17 protein-coding genes are annotated in these 14,103 nt (G+C 67.8%); 9 read left to right on the top strand and 8 right to left on the bottom strand.

What is annotated here, in order from left to right; translation table 11 throughout:
* The first annotated feature begins 97 nt into the window (after positions 1–97).
* The gene (locus CHB74_RS14460) at positions 98–1,648 is read left to right on the top strand and encodes a lipopolysaccharide biosynthesis protein (protein WP_089220339.1); all 1,551 of its coding nucleotides are present in this window, start codon (positions 98–100) and stop codon (positions 1,646–1,648) included.
* Here the strand turns inward: CHB74_RS14460 and CHB74_RS14455 are convergent.
* On the bottom strand, positions 1,616–2,590 hold the full coding sequence (locus CHB74_RS14455; RefSeq protein WP_089220338.1) for an NAD(P)H-dependent glycerol-3-phosphate dehydrogenase: 975 nt from the start codon (positions 2,588–2,590) through the stop codon (positions 1,616–1,618). The two genes, CHB74_RS14460 and CHB74_RS14455, sit on opposite strands and share 33 nt — an antisense overlap.
* On the bottom strand, positions 2,587–3,618 hold the full coding sequence (gene tsaD, locus CHB74_RS14450; RefSeq protein ID WP_089220337.1) for a tRNA (adenosine(37)-N6)-threonylcarbamoyltransferase complex transferase subunit TsaD: 1,032 nt from the start codon (positions 3,616–3,618) through the stop codon (positions 2,587–2,589). The genes CHB74_RS14455 and tsaD overlap by 4 nt, the downstream gene beginning before the upstream one ends.
* A gap of 41 nt (positions 3,619–3,659) precedes the next feature.
* Between tsaD and hemC the strand changes: the two genes are divergently transcribed.
* From hemC to CHB74_RS14425, 5 genes are all read left to right on the top strand, one after another.
* Positions 3,660–4,571: a hydroxymethylbilane synthase gene (gene hemC, locus CHB74_RS14445; protein ID WP_089220336.1), complete on the top strand. Its 912-nt coding sequence runs from the start codon at positions 3,660–3,662 to the stop codon at positions 4,569–4,571.
* The gene (locus CHB74_RS14440) at positions 4,568–5,245 is read left to right on the top strand and encodes a uroporphyrinogen-III synthase (protein ID WP_089220335.1); all 678 of its coding nucleotides are present in this window, start codon (positions 4,568–4,570) and stop codon (positions 5,243–5,245) included. The genes hemC and CHB74_RS14440 overlap by 4 nt, the downstream gene beginning before the upstream one ends.
* Positions 5,246–5,271: 26 nt before the next feature.
* Positions 5,272–6,192, top strand: a complete 921-nt coding sequence (locus CHB74_RS14435; RefSeq protein WP_245842937.1) for a hypothetical protein — start codon at positions 5,272–5,274, stop codon at positions 6,190–6,192.
* Positions 6,193–6,302: 110 nt separating this feature from the next.
* Positions 6,303–7,001, top strand: coding sequence for a pirin family protein (locus CHB74_RS14430; protein ID WP_089220334.1), 699 nt, complete (start codon positions 6,303–6,305; stop codon positions 6,999–7,001).
* Between the two features lie 247 nt (positions 7,002–7,248).
* Positions 7,249–7,998 carry a sulfite exporter TauE/SafE family protein gene (locus CHB74_RS14425; RefSeq protein WP_089220356.1) on the top strand — a complete coding sequence of 250 codons (750 nt, stop codon included), beginning with the start codon at positions 7,249–7,251 and terminating at the stop codon, positions 7,996–7,998.
* Here CHB74_RS14425 and CHB74_RS14420 read toward each other — a convergent pair.
* The 3 genes from CHB74_RS14420 to gmk all read right to left on the bottom strand — a co-directional run bounded on the left by CHB74_RS14420 (position 7,995) and on the right by gmk (position 9,695).
* Complete coding sequence (locus CHB74_RS14420; protein WP_089220333.1) at positions 7,995–8,450, bottom strand: cupin domain-containing protein; 456 nt, start codon at positions 8,448–8,450, stop codon at positions 7,995–7,997. The genes CHB74_RS14425 and CHB74_RS14420 overlap by 4 nt on opposite strands.
* Positions 8,447–8,998 carry a hypothetical protein gene (locus CHB74_RS14415; RefSeq protein WP_089220355.1) on the bottom strand — a complete coding sequence of 184 codons (552 nt, stop codon included), beginning with the start codon at positions 8,996–8,998 and terminating at the stop codon, positions 8,447–8,449. The genes CHB74_RS14420 and CHB74_RS14415 overlap by 4 nt, the downstream gene beginning before the upstream one ends.
* 64 nt (positions 8,999–9,062) lie before the next feature.
* Positions 9,063–9,695 carry a guanylate kinase gene (gene gmk / locus CHB74_RS14410; protein ID WP_089220354.1) on the bottom strand — a complete coding sequence of 211 codons (633 nt, stop codon included), beginning with the start codon at positions 9,693–9,695 and terminating at the stop codon, positions 9,063–9,065.
* A 228-nt stretch (positions 9,696–9,923) separates the two neighbouring features.
* On the opposite strand from gmk, the gene CHB74_RS14405 reads away from it, so the two are divergent.
* The 3 genes from CHB74_RS14405 to CHB74_RS14395 all read left to right on the top strand — a co-directional run bounded on the left by CHB74_RS14405 (position 9,924) and on the right by CHB74_RS14395 (position 11,294).
* A complete protein-coding gene (locus tag CHB74_RS14405; protein WP_089220332.1) occupies positions 9,924–10,361 on the top strand; it encodes a lipocalin-like domain-containing protein in 438 nt (145 codons plus the stop codon).
* Positions 10,337–10,909: a DUF2585 domain-containing protein gene (locus CHB74_RS14400; RefSeq protein ID WP_089220331.1), complete on the top strand. Its 573-nt coding sequence runs from the start codon at positions 10,337–10,339 to the stop codon at positions 10,907–10,909. The genes CHB74_RS14405 and CHB74_RS14400 overlap by 25 nt, the downstream gene beginning before the upstream one ends.
* A gap of 61 nt (positions 10,910–10,970) precedes the next feature.
* On the top strand, positions 10,971–11,294 hold the full coding sequence (locus tag CHB74_RS14395) for a PilZ domain-containing protein (RefSeq protein WP_089220330.1): 324 nt from the start codon (positions 10,971–10,973) through the stop codon (positions 11,292–11,294).
* Between the two features lie 63 nt (positions 11,295–11,357).
* Here the strand turns inward: CHB74_RS14395 and dnaN are convergent, their stop codons facing one another.
* The 3 genes from dnaN to CHB74_RS14380 all read right to left on the bottom strand — a co-directional run bounded on the left by dnaN (position 11,358) and on the right by CHB74_RS14380 (position 13,984).
* Positions 11,358–12,470, bottom strand: coding sequence for a DNA polymerase III subunit beta (dnaN, locus tag CHB74_RS14390; RefSeq protein WP_089220329.1), 1,113 nt, complete (start codon positions 12,468–12,470; stop codon positions 11,358–11,360).
* 150 nt (positions 12,471–12,620) lie between these two features.
* A complete protein-coding gene (locus tag CHB74_RS14385) occupies positions 12,621–13,145 on the bottom strand; it encodes a porin family protein (RefSeq protein WP_089220328.1) in 525 nt (174 codons plus the stop codon).
* A gap of 266 nt (positions 13,146–13,411) precedes the next feature.
* Positions 13,412–13,984 carry an outer membrane protein gene (locus CHB74_RS14380; RefSeq protein ID WP_089220353.1) on the bottom strand — a complete coding sequence of 191 codons (573 nt, stop codon included), beginning with the start codon at positions 13,982–13,984 and terminating at the stop codon, positions 13,412–13,414.
* Positions 13,985–14,103 lie beyond the last annotated feature (119 nt).

Raw genomic sequence — 14,103 nt, 5'->3', positions numbered from 1 at the left:
CCAATATGTCACGCCCCGCCCCCTTTTGGGGCGGGGGTGGCGGTGGGCTTGGGAATAAGGCTCGCGGCGCGGCGTTTCACGGCCTAAGAAGCGTCGGATGGAGAGGCCGGGGTCGCAGACAGCGACGCAACAGCAGGATGACATCGCCGATCTGGCGAAGGGCGGGCGCACGAATTTCTTCGGCTTCCTGCTCCGCCTTGTCGCGCGCATCCCCTTCTTGTTCATCGCCGGCCGGCTGTACGGACCGACCGAGCTTGGCCGTTTCGCGCTGGCGATCCTCGTTCTCGAATTCGCCGCCCAGCTCGCGACCCTCGGTCTGAAGCGCGGCCTGGCGCAGCAATTGTCGAAGAATGAACGGCCGCACGTCCATATCGTCTGGGATGGCCTGCTGATCGCGGGATGCGGTTCGGCGGTCGCGGCCGCGATCCTGGCATCGCTGCCGCAGCTGATGTTCCCGAACAGCGAGATCAACGGCCTCGAAGAACTGATGCCGCTGATCATCTTCGCCATCGCCTGGTCGGATGTGTCACTGGCCGCACTCGCTTATCGCCACGATGTCGCGGCCACGGTGCGCGCGCGCGCGGTGATCGAGCCGTGGACGATCAGCATCGCGGCCTTCGGCTTCTATTTCTATTCGCAGCGCGACGGCCTGATCCTCGCTTACGCCCTGTCGATGACGGCGGCGCTGGCGGCTTCGCTTATCCCCTTCATCCGCGCTTATGGCCTGCCGCATGGCTGGCGCCCCCAGCCGCGCCCGCTGTTCGCGATCGCGCGGCGCAACATGCCGCTGGCGGCGGCGGACGCGATCGAATGGGGCACGCGCAATGTCGATCGCTTCATCCTCGGCCTGTTCTTCCCGCCGGCGGTGGTCGGCATCTATTGGGTCGCGCAGCAGATCGTCACGCTGCCGCAAAAGCTGAAGACCAGCTTCGATCCGATTCTGGGGCCCGTCATCACCCAGAATCTGGAGGCCGGGAACAAGGCGGCGGTGGCGGCGCAGGTGCGCCAGGTCGGCTTCTGGATCATCGCCGCGCAGGCCGGCATCGCGCTTGCCCTTTCGATTCCGGGCGAAGCGGTGATGGGCCTTGCCGGCCCCGAATTCGTCGGCGGCACCGGCGCGCTCGCGATCCTGCTGTTCGCCGAAGTCGTGGCGGCGACGGCGGTCGTGTCCGAATCGGCGCTGATCTACATCGCCCGCCATCGCAACCTGATGATCTCGCTCGTCACGATCGGCCTGCAGATCGGGCTGAGCTTCGCCTTCGTCCTCGGCGCGCGTGCGCTCGGCTGGCCGATGGCGGTGCAGGCGGCCGGCCCGGCGCTGGCATTGCCAGTGGCGCTCGGCTTCGCGTCGATCGCCAAGGCGCGCTTGCTGTCGCGCCTGCTCGACGCGCCGGTTTCGGGCTGGCGCTGGGCGCTCGTCTGGGCGTCGGCGGCGGCGGTCGCGGTCGGCGTCGTCGCGGTTCAGCTGCCGGAATGGCTGGAACTGGTGCTCGGCCTGCCGATGATCCTGTTGAGCTACGGCCTCGTCATCTGGACGAAGGGCTTCACCGCCGAGGATCGCGTGCTGTTCAAGCTGAAGAAGAACGAGCCCGCGCCCGCAGGCGTGGGCGCGTCGTCACCACTCGGCGCGGAGCGGGCGGGCAAGTAGCGCGTCGATCATCTGCTCGGCGGTCGCTTCACCTTCGAGCAGTGCGCAGACCGCCTGGGCGATCGGCATGTCGACGCCCGCCGCCGCCGCCGCCGCGCGCAGCACCGGCGCGGTGAAGGCACCCTCGGCCACGGTGCGGCGATCGGCGAGCAGATCGGCCGCCGCGCGGCCCTGGCCTAGGCCCACGCCCAGCGAAAAATTGCGCGAGCTGGTCGAACTGCAGGTCAGCACCAGATCGCCCAGCCCCGAAAGACCGGCCAGCGTTTCGGCATGGGCGCCGCGCGCCAGACCGAAGCGGGTCATTTCCGCAAAGCCCCGGCTGATCATCGACGCCCGGGCATTCTGGCCGAGCCCGCGCCCCTCGACGACGCCGCAGGCGATCGCCAGCACATTCTTCACCGCGCCGCCGATTTCCGCGCCGACGACATCGGTTGCCAGATAGGGGCGGAAGGCAGGGCGCGCGATCAGGGCGGCCAGCTTACGGCCGATGCCGGCATCGGCGCAGGCCAGCGTGATCGCGGTGGGCAGGCCCTTGGCCACCTCATGCGCGAAGGTTGGGCCGGACAGCACCGCGATCGTGGCGCTGGGGCAGGTTTCGTGCGCCACTTCGTGCATCAGCTGCATCGTGCCCGCCTCGATCCCCTTGCAGCACAGGATCAGCTGGCGTTGGCGGGCGTCGAGGCCGGACAGCACGCTGCGCATATGCTGCGACGGGGTGACGACGAGCAGCGGATCGGCCTCGGCCACCCATGCCAGATCGTCGCTTGCGCGGATCGACGGCGCCAACGGCACGCCCGGCAGGAAGAGGTGGTTTTCATGCGCCTCGTTGATCGAGGCGACCACTTCGAGCTCGCGCGCCCACAACCGGACCTCGCGGCCATCGGCGGCGGCCACCTGGGCCAGCGCCGTTCCCCATGCCCCGGCGCCCAAAACTCCGATCATGCCTTCACCCCCGCGCCACGCGCCTTTTCCGCATTGGGATCGAGCGGCCAGCGCGCCCGTGCCGGTGCGTCGAGATCGTCGAACAGCCCCGCCTTGTAACGTTCCGCGCCCGCCCAGGCGATCATCGCCGCATTGTCGGTGCACAGCCATTGCGGCGGCGCCACGAAACGCAGGCCATGGTCGGCGGCGAGTGCCTCCAGCGCGCCGCGCACCGCCTTGTTCGCCGCCACGCCGCCGGCCACGACCAGCGCGGATGCCTCGACGTTGGCCAGCTGCCGCCGCGTCCGATCGATCAGACAGTCGACCACCGCCTGCTGGAAGGATGCGGCAATGTCCTCCGCCTTGTAGAGGCCCGAATCGCGGGCGCGCAGCACCGCCGATTTCAGCCCCGCGAAGGAGAAATGGGGCTCGCCCGATCCGACCAGCGGGCGGGGCAGCGGCACCGCCTTGGGATCGCCGGCCAGCGCCGCTTTCTCCACCGCCGGCCCGCCCGGAAAGCCGAGGCCGAGCAGCTTGGCCGTCTTGTCGAACGCCTCGCCGGCGGCATCGTCGATCGTCGTCGCCAGCCGGCGATACTGGCCCACGCCTTCGACCAGCAGCAGCTGGCAATGGCCGCCCGAAACCAGCAGCAGCAGATAGGGGAAAGCCAGATCGGGATCGGCCAGCCGTGGCGAAAGCGCATGGCCTTCCAGATGGTTGACCGCGATCAGCGGCTTGCCGGCGGCCAGCGCCAGCGCCTTGCCGGTGACAAGGCCCACCATCACGCCGCCGATCAGGCCGGGGCCGGCGGTGGCGGCGATGGCGTCGACATCGGCGAGGCTGACGCCGGCTTCGGCCAGGGCCGCCTCGACCAGCGGGGTCAGCGCCTCGACATGCGCGCGCGCCGCGATTTCGGGCACCACGCCGCCGAAGGGGCGATGATCGGCTTCCTGCCCCGCCAGCTGGTGCGCGCGGATCGCGCGATCGGCGGTGACGAGCGCGGCGGCAGTTTCGTCGCAGGAGGATTCGAGGCCGAGGATGAGAGTCATGCCGCTTCCCTGCCACCGCCTGGCGCGTTAGGGCAACCGTCATGCGCTTTCCCCTTCGCCTCGGCACCCGTGGTTCGCCCCTCGCTCTCACCCAGGCCCGCATGGTCCTTGCCGCCTTGCGGGCGGCGCATGGCTGGGCCGAAGACGCGATCGAGATCGTGACGGTGAAGACCAGCGGCGATCGCATTCAGGATCGCGCGCTCGCCGAAGTGGGCGGCAAGGCCTTGTGGACGAAGGAACTCGATCGCGCGCTTGTCGACGGCGATATCGATTTCGCGGTTCATTCGATGAAGGATGTCGAAACCATCCGCCCGCCTGAAATCACAATCGCCGCCATGCTGCCGCGCGCCGACGTGCGCGATCGGCTGATCGGCGCGGACAGCCTGGCCGAGCTGCCTGAAAAGGCGGTGGTCGGCACCTCCTCGCCGCGCCGCGCGGCGCAGGTGCGGCGCGAACGGCCCGATGCCACGATCACGCTGTTTCGGGGCAATGTCGCCACCCGGCTCGGCAAGCTGGCGGCGGGCGATGCCGATGCCACATTGCTGGCGGCCGCCGGGCTCGAACGGCTGGACCAGCCCGACATCGGCGCACCCATCCCGCTCGATGAGATGCTGCCGGCACCCGCGCAGGGCGCGGTGGGCATCGAAACGCTGACCGACAATGCGGAGCTTCGCGCCGCGCTGGCGCCTGTCGATCACGCGCCGACCAGCGCCTGCGTCCGTGTCGAACGGGCCTTCCTGCTTGCGCTGCACGCCGATTGCCGCTCGCCCGTCGCGGCGCTCGCTTTGGTGGAAGGCGACGGATTGTGGCTGCGCGCCGAAATCCTGAACGAAGACGGCTCCGAATGCGTCGCCGGCGAAACCATGGTCTCCGGCGACCAGGGGGCTGCCGCGCTGGCTTATGACCTGCTCGCCCGCGCCAGCCCCGCCTTGCGGAGCCTGTTCGGGGCGTGAGGCCCCTGCTCATCCTCCGGCCCGAGCCGGCCGCGTCGGAAACGGCGGCGCGGGCCGCCGCGTTCGGCCTTGCCAGCTGTGTCGCGCCGCTGTTCACGGTGGCCGCCATCCCGTGGTCTGCGGACGATCCGGCGGCTTATGATGTGCTGATGCTCACCTCGGTCAACGCGCTCCGCCATGGCGGGGCGCAGCTCGCCGCTTATCATGGCCTGCCGGTCTTCGCGGTGGGCGAGGCGACGGCGACGGCCGCGCGCGCGGCGGGGTTCACCCGCATCACGGCGGGCGATCGCGACATTCATGTGCTGCTGGCGATGATCGCGGCGGCCGGGCACGCCCATGTGCTGCACCTGGCCGGGCGCGAACATCGCGAGGTCGATCATCCCGCGCTGCGGATCGTGCGCAAGATCGTCTATGCGGCCGATCCGGTCGATGGCCTGCCCGGTGCCGCGCGTGAGGCGCTGGCCGGCGGCGCGGTGGCGATGCTCCATTCGCCACGCGCGGCAGCCCGTTTCGCGGCGCTGGCGCCGGATCGCGGGCGCACCCGGATCGCCGCGATCAGCCCCGCTGCGGCCCGTGCCGCGGGCGAAGGGTGGGCGCAAGTGGCGGTGGCCGAACGGCCGGATGATGCCGCGCTACTGGCGGCGGCGGCCGGGCTGTGCGATCAAGCGGGCTGACTGGCGGACAGGAACGGGCGAACGGCATGGACGATGTGGTCGGCGATTTCGAAGGGCAGGAGCAGGCATCCGGGCCGCGTTCCGGCGGTGCCAGGCGCGCAATGCTGCTGGGCGTGGTCGCGTTTGTCGCCGGTGCCGGGGCCACGGCCTATGCCGTGCATTCCTGGCGCCCGGCGGCCGATTTCCTGACGAAGCAGACGCCGATCCTCGCCGCGCCGGTGCAGCCGCAGCCGGCCGTCCCGCAAGCGCAGGCGGGTGGGCCGGACGCGTCGCTTCCGGCGGTGGATCCGATGGCCGAAGCGGCGATCGACCGCCGCGTGTCGGAGATCGAGGCGCGGCTCGGCCGGATCGACGCGCGCGCCAGCGCCGCCGTCGGCAATGCCGATCGGGCCGAAGGTCTGCTCGTCGCCTTTGCGGCCCGCCGCGCGCTCGATCGCGGCGTCCAGCTCGGTTATATCGAAGGCCTGCTGCGCGATCGCTTCGGCGCGACGCAGCCGCAGGCGGTCGCCACGATCATCGCGGCGGCGCGCCAGCCCGTCACGCTCGACGATCTTCGCGCCGGGCTGGGCGATCTTGCGCCGACATTGCAATCCCAATCGCCCGACGAAAGCTGGTGGGACGGTTTCCGGCGCGAAATTTCCGGCATGATCGTCATCCGCAAGTCCGACACGCCTTCGCCGGCACCCGCCGATCGCCTGGCGCGGGCCCGGCGCGCGCTGGATGGCGGCCGGGTGGGCGAGGCGCTAGCCGAGGTGTCGCGCATGCCCGGCCGCGATGGCGCGCAGGAATGGATGGCGGCGGCGCGGCGCTATGCCGGCGCGCGGGGCGCGCTCGACAAGATCGAAACGGCGGCCCTGCTCAGCCCACGGCCGGCAGCCCCGCCGGTCGTTCCCGAACCCGCGCTGGAGCCGCAGGGCGACATCAAGGCGGATAGCACCGCTGTATAGCATATTTGGAAACGATGATTTTCGATCATTCGCGTTTATAGTTCAACGATCCGCGCCTATCTCCTCGTCAAGCAGAGGCCGCCTTTCCGGCGCGCCGATGGAGACGGACCATGATCGAACTTCGGCCTTTTTCCAGCCTGGGTGGCGCCAATCACGGCTGGCTCGACGCGCATCACCATTTTTCCTTCGCCGGCTATCATGATGCCGATCGCATGGGCTGGGGCAATCTGCGCGTCTGGAACGACGATGTGATCGCGCCGAAGACGGGCTTTCCGCCGCACCCCCATTCGGACATGGAAATCATCACCTATGTCCGTGAAGGGGCGATCACCCATAAGGACAATCTGGGCAATCATGGCCGCACCGAAGCGGGTGATGTGCAGGTGATGTCCGCCGGCACCGGGATCGCGCACAGCGAATATAATATGGAAGATGTCGATACCCGCATCTTCCAGATCTGGCTGCTGCCGACCAGCCGGGGCGAAAGCCCGAGCTGGGGGGCGCGCCCCTTTCCCAAGGGCGAGCGGGCGGGCCGGTTCGTCGCGCTGGCCAGCGGCTATGACGAGGATGGCGATGCCTTGTCGATCCGCACCAATGCCCGCGTGCTGGGTGCGACGCTCAAGGCGGGGGAAAGCACCAGCTACGATATCGGTGCCGACCGGCGTGGCTATCTGGTGCCGGCCAAGGGCCGCGTGACGGTGAACGAGGTCACGGTCGACGCCCGCGACGGGGCGGCGATCCGCGACGTGGATAGGATCACCGTAACCGCGCTCGAGGATGCGGAGGTCGTGTTGGTCGACGCGGCCTGACTTCTGTGAGCCGGGCCCTCGATATGGATCGGTGTGCCGTCGGTTCGTTCGCCCGCCGCCTCGACGAGGACGGAGGGCTGCGAGCCGGCGGCATTCCTGATCGTAACGATCCCGTCGAACCGGGAGTGTAGCCGGCGGCAGCGGCGAAGATCGTCCCGATGACGCGTGTTGCCGGCGCTTTTTCTCCCCTGTCCGAACGCGGCGGTCTTGCGCCCGCCGCCGCGCTTCCTGAAGGATGATTGCGCATATGCCTGCCGAATGGACCTTTTTTGCCTTTGCGGTGCCCGCCGTCATCCTGGTCGGGCTGGCCAAGGGGGGCTTTGCCGGCCTTGGCGCGCTGGGCATGCCGCTGCTCGCGCTCGCCATGCCGCCGGTGCAGGCGGCCGCCATCCTGTTGCCGATCCTGATCGTGCAGGATGCCGTCGGCGTCTGGGCGTTCCGCAAGACATGGGATGGCCATGTGCTCGCCGTCACGCTGCCCGGTGCGGCCATCGGCATCTTCCTGGGCTGGCTGCTGGCCGCGCGCGTTTCGGCGGATGCGGTGCTGGCGGCGGTTGGCGGCATCTCCATCCTGTTCGGCGGTTATCGCCTGTGGGTCGATCGGCGCGGGGCGATCACCGCTTCGTCGCAATCACCCGGCTGGGTCGGCACGTTGTTCGGCACGGTATCCGGCTTCACCAGCCAGATCGCCCATGCCGGCGCCCCGCCTTTTCAGATGTGGGTGATGCCGCGCCGCCTGCCGCGCGATATCTTCATCGGCACCAACGCGATCTTCTTCGCGGCGGTCAACTGGATCAAGGTTCCGGCCTATGCCGCGCTCGGCCAGTTCACCGCGCCGAATCTGTGGGCGACCGCGACCTTGCTGCCGGTGGCGATCGTCTCCACCTTCGCGGGCGTCGCGTTGGTCCGTCGCGTTTCGGCCGAACGCTTTTACGGGCTGGTCTATGTGCTGATGATCGTGGTCGGCATCAAATTGCTGTGGGACGCCCTGATCTAATCGCCTTCAACCGCGCCCTCGGGTGTCCAGCCGGGCGGCGCCAGCTCGAACCCGGCAAAGTCGAAGCCGGGGGAAACCACGCAGGACACCAGCGCCCAGCCGCGATCGGCATAAGCGGCCTGCCAGCGCCCGGGCGGGATCACATATTGCGGAATCTCCCCCGCCGGCAGATTGCCGCCGAGCAGGATTTCATGGCGGCCTTCGGGATCGCCCTTGCCAGCGGTGGCAAGGCGGATCGGCGCGCCCGCATGCCACAGCCAGATTTCGGTCGCATCCACGCGGTGCCAGTGCGAATGCTGGCCGGCTTCCAGCAGGAACAGGATCGCGGTGCCGCTCGCCCGCGCGCCCTCCACAGCCTCCGCCCGCCAGGTTTCGCGATACCAGCCACCTTCGGGATGGGGCGCAAGGCCCAGCTGCGCGATCAGCGCCCGTGCGGTGGCTTCGTCGTTCACGCCACCGGCTTCGGCAGGAACCAGCGGGCGATCACCGCGCCCGCCACGATCAGGCCGGCCAGATCGGCGATGGCGAGATAGATGAAATAGCCCCAGCCATAATGGTTGAAGATCGGCTGGCCGATATGGAGGTAGAGCACGGCCGCCCCGGCAAACAGCGCGATCAGCTTCAGCCGTTCGGCAAAGCTGGTCACCCGCGTGGCAATGCTCCACAGCGCCAGGCCGATCAGCATCGCGGTCAGGATCGAAAGCACCAGCCCGGCGATCAGCGATCCCGAATCGAAGGCGGGGAAGCCCGCGACATTGTAATGCACCGTGGCGATCGGCCCGCGCCCGTAGAGCACCGTGCCCTGCGCGGTATCGGGCCAGGGCACGACATAGGTGCCCGTGCTTGCCAGATTTTGCGCCAGCGCCGCCTGCACCGCCGCATTTTCCGCCTCGCCGGCGGTCGTATAGGCCAGCCGCGACAGCGGCGTGCCCCAGAAGATGAAGCCGACTATGAATTGCGCAACGCCACCTGCGATCGCGCCCAGCACCAGCCTGATCATGCGCATCCCTCCCGCAAGGATATGGATGCGAAACAAGCTAGCGGCTTTCCTGTTCCCCCGCCAATCAGCCCATCAGCTTGCGGGTGAAGCCGATCAGGCCGGTCTGGCGCCGGCGCTTCAGCCGTTCGGCGGTCAAAATCGTGCGGACCTGTTCGAAACAGCGGTCCACATCGTCATTGACCAGCACATAATCATAGCCGTCCCAATGGCTGATTTCGGACGTGGCCTGTTCCATGCGGCGGGCGACGACATCTTCGCTGTCGGTGCCGCGCCCGGCCAGCCGACGGCGCAGTTCGTCCAGCGATGGCGGCAGGATGAACACGCGCACCGTATCCCCGCCGGCCTGCTGGTGCAGCTGCTGCGCGCCCTGCCAATCGATGTCGAACAGGACGTCGCGGCCCGATTCCAGCGCGGCATGCACCGGCGCCTTGGGCGTGCCGTAACGGTTGTCGAAGACATGCGCCCATTCCAGGAACTCGCCGTCGGCGGTCATCTGGCGGAATTTTTCCAGGTCGACGAAATGATAATCCACGCCATCCTGTTCACCCGGGCGCATCGGCCGCGTGGTCGCGGAAACCGACATGGTGATCCCGGAATCGGCGGCGAGCAGCTTGCGCGCGATCGTCGATTTGCCCGCGCCGGACGGCGAGGACAGGACGAAAAGGACACCGCGGCGGGCAAGATTGGCGTAGGGCATGGCTGCCTTTGCATCCGCGCGGGGGATCAGGTCAACAATCGCGCGCATCGCCGCGCGCGCCATGCGCCTTCTGGGCAACGGGCAGCATGATCGGGACGGATTAGGCGATGGCGCCTAGATGACGAAAATGACACCGGTTTCGCTCGACAACGCGGCGGGGCGGGGCGAAGCTCGCCGTCATGCTCACGGGTCTCGCGCGTGCCGCCGCCCGGACAGGAGGGAGATGGGATGACTGAGGCCGACGTGAAGCTGCGCAACGCGCTGCTCGGCGCCTGGGAACTGGTGTTGTGGACCAACCGGCGCCCCGACGACGTGATCGAACATCCCTTTGGCGATCACCCGCGCGGCGTGATCATCTATGCGCCCGATGGACATATGTCGGTGCATATGTTGCGGCCCGGCATCGCCCCCTTCGGCACGCCGCCCGCCGCCACCCCGCCTGAACGGGTGATCGACGCCTATCATGGCTATGTCGGCTATTTCGGCCGTTTCACGGTCGATGCCGCCCACAGCATCGTCACCCATCATATCGATGGCGCCTGGTATCCCGACATCCAGGGCGATCAGGTCCGCCATTGCCGGCTGGATGGCGACCGGCTGTTTCTCGAAGCGGAAACGCCGACCGGCTGGGTGACGATCGAATGGCGCCGCGCACCGGCGCGCTGAGCGTGCGCCATGCGGCGATCGCGGCGGGCATCGCCGTCGCGACGGTCGTCGTGCTGCTCGCCATGGGGCGGCCGCCGATCTGCACCTGCGGGACGGTGGAATTGTGGCATGGCGCGATCGACGCGGGCAACAGCCAGCACATCGCCGACTGGTACACGCCCAGCCACATCATCCACGGCTTCCTCTTTTACGCGCTCGGCTGGCTGCTGTTGCGGCGGCGGCCGGTGGGTGAACGGCTGATCCTGGCGGTAGCGATCGAATCGGCGTGGGAGATCCTCGAAAACACGCCGCTCGTCATCGATCGCTATCGCGAAGCGACGATCGCGCTTGGCTATGCCGGGGACAGCGTGCTCAACTCCGCCGCCGATATCGGCTGGATGGCGCTGGGCTTCTTGCTCGCGCGGCGCCTGCCGGTGCTGGCGACGATCGCGATCGCCATCGGCTTCGAACTGCTCACCCTGTGGGTGATCCGCGACAACCTGACGCTCAATGTGCTGATGCTGCTCTGGCCGGTCGAAGCGATCCGCAGCTGGCAGGCGGGCGGCTGATCAAGCCCCGCGATCGCGCTGGACCGGCGGGCCGCATCGTCGCAAAATGGCGTCAGCATAGATGGGGGGCGGGGCAGTGCAGGGCGAGTTGATCACGGATGAGCGCGGCCCGCGCCGGTCCGAACGGGTGCGGACATCGCTTTCGGGCGGCTTTCGCGAACGCGGCGCGCAAGGCGGCACGGTCGAGGTGCTCGATCTGTCACCGGAAGGGTTTCGTTGCCGCTGGCACTGGACGCTGCAGCCCGATCAGGCCGTATGGCTGCGCCTGCCCGGCTTGGAGGCGCTGCCGGCCCGCGTCGTCTGGTCGGATGATTTCATGGTCGGCGCGGCCTTCGATCAGCCGCTCCACCCCGCCATATTCGAACGAATCACCGCGCGAGGATGAACCTGCCGGGCCGTTTCGGCCCGGCCCGGTCGCGCGGGCGGCAAGACATGCGATGCCGGCGGGTCAGACCCGCATCGGCATCAGCACATAGAGCGCGGGCGCCTTGTCATTCTCGCGAATCAGCGTCGGCGCGGCAGCATCGGCCAGATGCACTTCGACGCTGTCGCCTTCGATCTGGCCCAGAATGTCCATCAGATAACGGGCATTGAAGCCGATATCGAAGCCGTCCGACACATATTCGCCGGGCACTTCTTCGGCCGCCGCGCCATTTTCCGGGCTGGTGACCGAAAGCACGATCTTGTCGCGTTCGAGCGTCATCTTGACGGCGCGCGTCTTCTCGCTGGCGATCGTCGCGACGCGGTCGACACCCTGCATGAAGCTCTTGGGATCGAGCTTGAGCAGCTTGTCGTTCGCGGTCGGGATGACGCGCGAATAATCCGGGAAGGTGCCGTCGATCAGCTTGGAGGTCAGGATCGCGGTGCCGAGGCCGAAGCGGATCTTGGTCGGCGACAGCGAAAGTTCGACGGTGCCGTCCACCTCGTCGAGCAGCTTGCGCAGCTCCGCCACGCATTTGCGCGGGATGATCACGTCGGGCATGCCGGCCGCGCCATCGGGCCGCGCCACCGTCACGCGGGCGAGGCGATGGCCGTCGGTGGCGGCCGCCTTCAGCACCGGCTGCGCTTCATCCGAAACATGCAGGAAGATGCCGTTCAGATAATAACGCGTCTCTTCGGTCGAGATCGCGAAGCGCGTCTTGTCGATGATCTGGCGCAGCGTCGCCGCGGGCAGCTCGAACTGGGTCGGCAGCTCGCCTTCGGCGATCACCGGAAAGTCGTCGCGCGGCAGCGTCGGCAGGTTGAAGTTGGATCGGCCCGCGACGATCTTCATCTTGCCGTCGCCGGCGGACAGTTCGACCTGCGAACCTTCGGGCAGCTTGCGCGCGATTTCGAACAGCGTGTGCGCCGAAACCGTCGTCGCGCCGGCCACGTCGACCGCCGCTTCGATCGTTTCGACGACCTGAAGATCAAGGTCCGTCGCCATCAGGCGCAGGCCGCCTTCGGCCGCCGCCTCGATCAGCACGTTCGAAAGGATGGGAATGGTATTGCGCCGTTCCACCACCGATTGGACGTGGCTCAGGCTCTTCAACAGCGTCGCCCGCTCGATTGTAGCCTTCATACCTTCCCCGGATTCCCCGCAGCCTAAACGGACTAGCGTTATAGCGCGGCTGTTGGTGCCCGCCAGAGGGGGGCGCATAAAAAAGGAAGCCGGGGCATGCTACCCCGGCTTCCTCCATCGCTTTGCCGCCTTGTCGGCGGCCGCAACCGCTTAGAAGCGGTAGCCGAAGCCCATGACCGCCTGGTTGCGGGTCACGCCGCCTTCATAGTTCGAATAACGGTATTCGGCCTTGGCATAGCCCTTCGCGCCGATGCCGTATTCGAAGCCGATGCCGCCGCGGACGCCGTTGCCGTTCGAACCGTCGCCGTCGACGTCGATGCGGGCGTTGGTGTAGCCGACCTTGACGTAGAGGAGGACGGGGCCGACCACGTCGCCGACGCGCGCGCCGACATAGATGTCACGGTCGGATTCGAGCTTCGCGCCGCCGATCGTCTTCTTGGTGGTGGAATCGGTCAGTTCCGCTTCGACGCCGAAGATGCCGCCGGCTTCCTCGAAGTCATAGCCGACGCCGACGCCATAGAGCACGCCGTCCGGGTTGCTGGCGCCGGGCACGCCGACATTGTCATAGCCCACGATGGCTTCGACGCGTGGGCCGGTGAAGGCGGCGTCGTCCTGCGCGAAGGCGGGCGTGGCAAAGGCGGTCGCGGCAAGCGCAACGGCAACAAAACGCTTCATGTAAAACTCCTGATGAACGGGCCGCGAGTGCTTTTGTCTCTCATCCCCGAACGGGGGCGGCTTGCGGCGGCCCTCTAGTCGGCGGGCGGGGGGCGATCCAGCGGAAAATCGGCGATGTTGCGATATGGCAACATGTCAAATGGCTAAATTGCGTTCATTTTGGGCGGGTGTTGCGCAGGCAAGATGCGAATATGCAACATATGAAAAGGGCGGCGACGGAGGTCCGTCGCCGCCCCTGTCGGGCGTGCCCGTTTCCGATCAGGCGATCAGAAGCGGAAGCCGAAGCCGGCCAGCGCCTGGTGGCGCTCGATGCCCTGCTCGTAGTTCGAATAGCGATATTCCGCCTTCACGAACGAGTTCGGGCCGACCGCATATTCGGCGCCGGCGCCGAGGCGGATGCCGTCGAGGTTGTTGCCGTCGGTCAGGCGCACGGTGCCGTCGTCGATCGACGCCTTGTAGCGGGCGTTGGTGTAGCCGGCCTTGGCGTAGAGCAGCGTCGAGCCGCCCACGACGAAGCCCGCGCGGCCGCCGACATAGATGTCACGACCGGCCTTGGCGCAGACGCGCGGATCGGCGGCCGTTTCGGCGCCAACGCACTGCTTCACGTCGGAATCGGTCAGTTCGGTTTCGACACCGAACACGGTGTTGCCGCGCTGGAAGTCATAGCCGGCGCCGATGCCGTACAGCACGCCATCATCATGGCCGCCATTGGCCTGGGTCCGGTCCCAGCCGATCACGCCTTCCACGCGCGGGCCGCTGAACGGGGCGGCATCCTGCGCCAGCGCCGGCGTCGCGGCGACGGCCGAAGCGAGGAGGAGGGCGGTTGCAACTTTACGCATAAAAAGCTCCATCAGGTACATGCCCCGAACAAGGGGCTGCCCGCCTTAGAGACCCCGCCACCTGTCGCCCGGATGAACAATATGCAGCCAGATTCCGAGTGTTGCCTTAATGTTACAGT

The sequence above is a fragment of the Edaphosphingomonas laterariae genome (assembly GCF_900188165.1).
GTDB classification, from domain to species: Bacteria; Pseudomonadota; Alphaproteobacteria; order Sphingomonadales; family Sphingomonadaceae; genus Sphingomonas_E; species Sphingomonas_E laterariae.
This window is presented reverse-complemented; position numbering and strand designations above follow the sequence as displayed.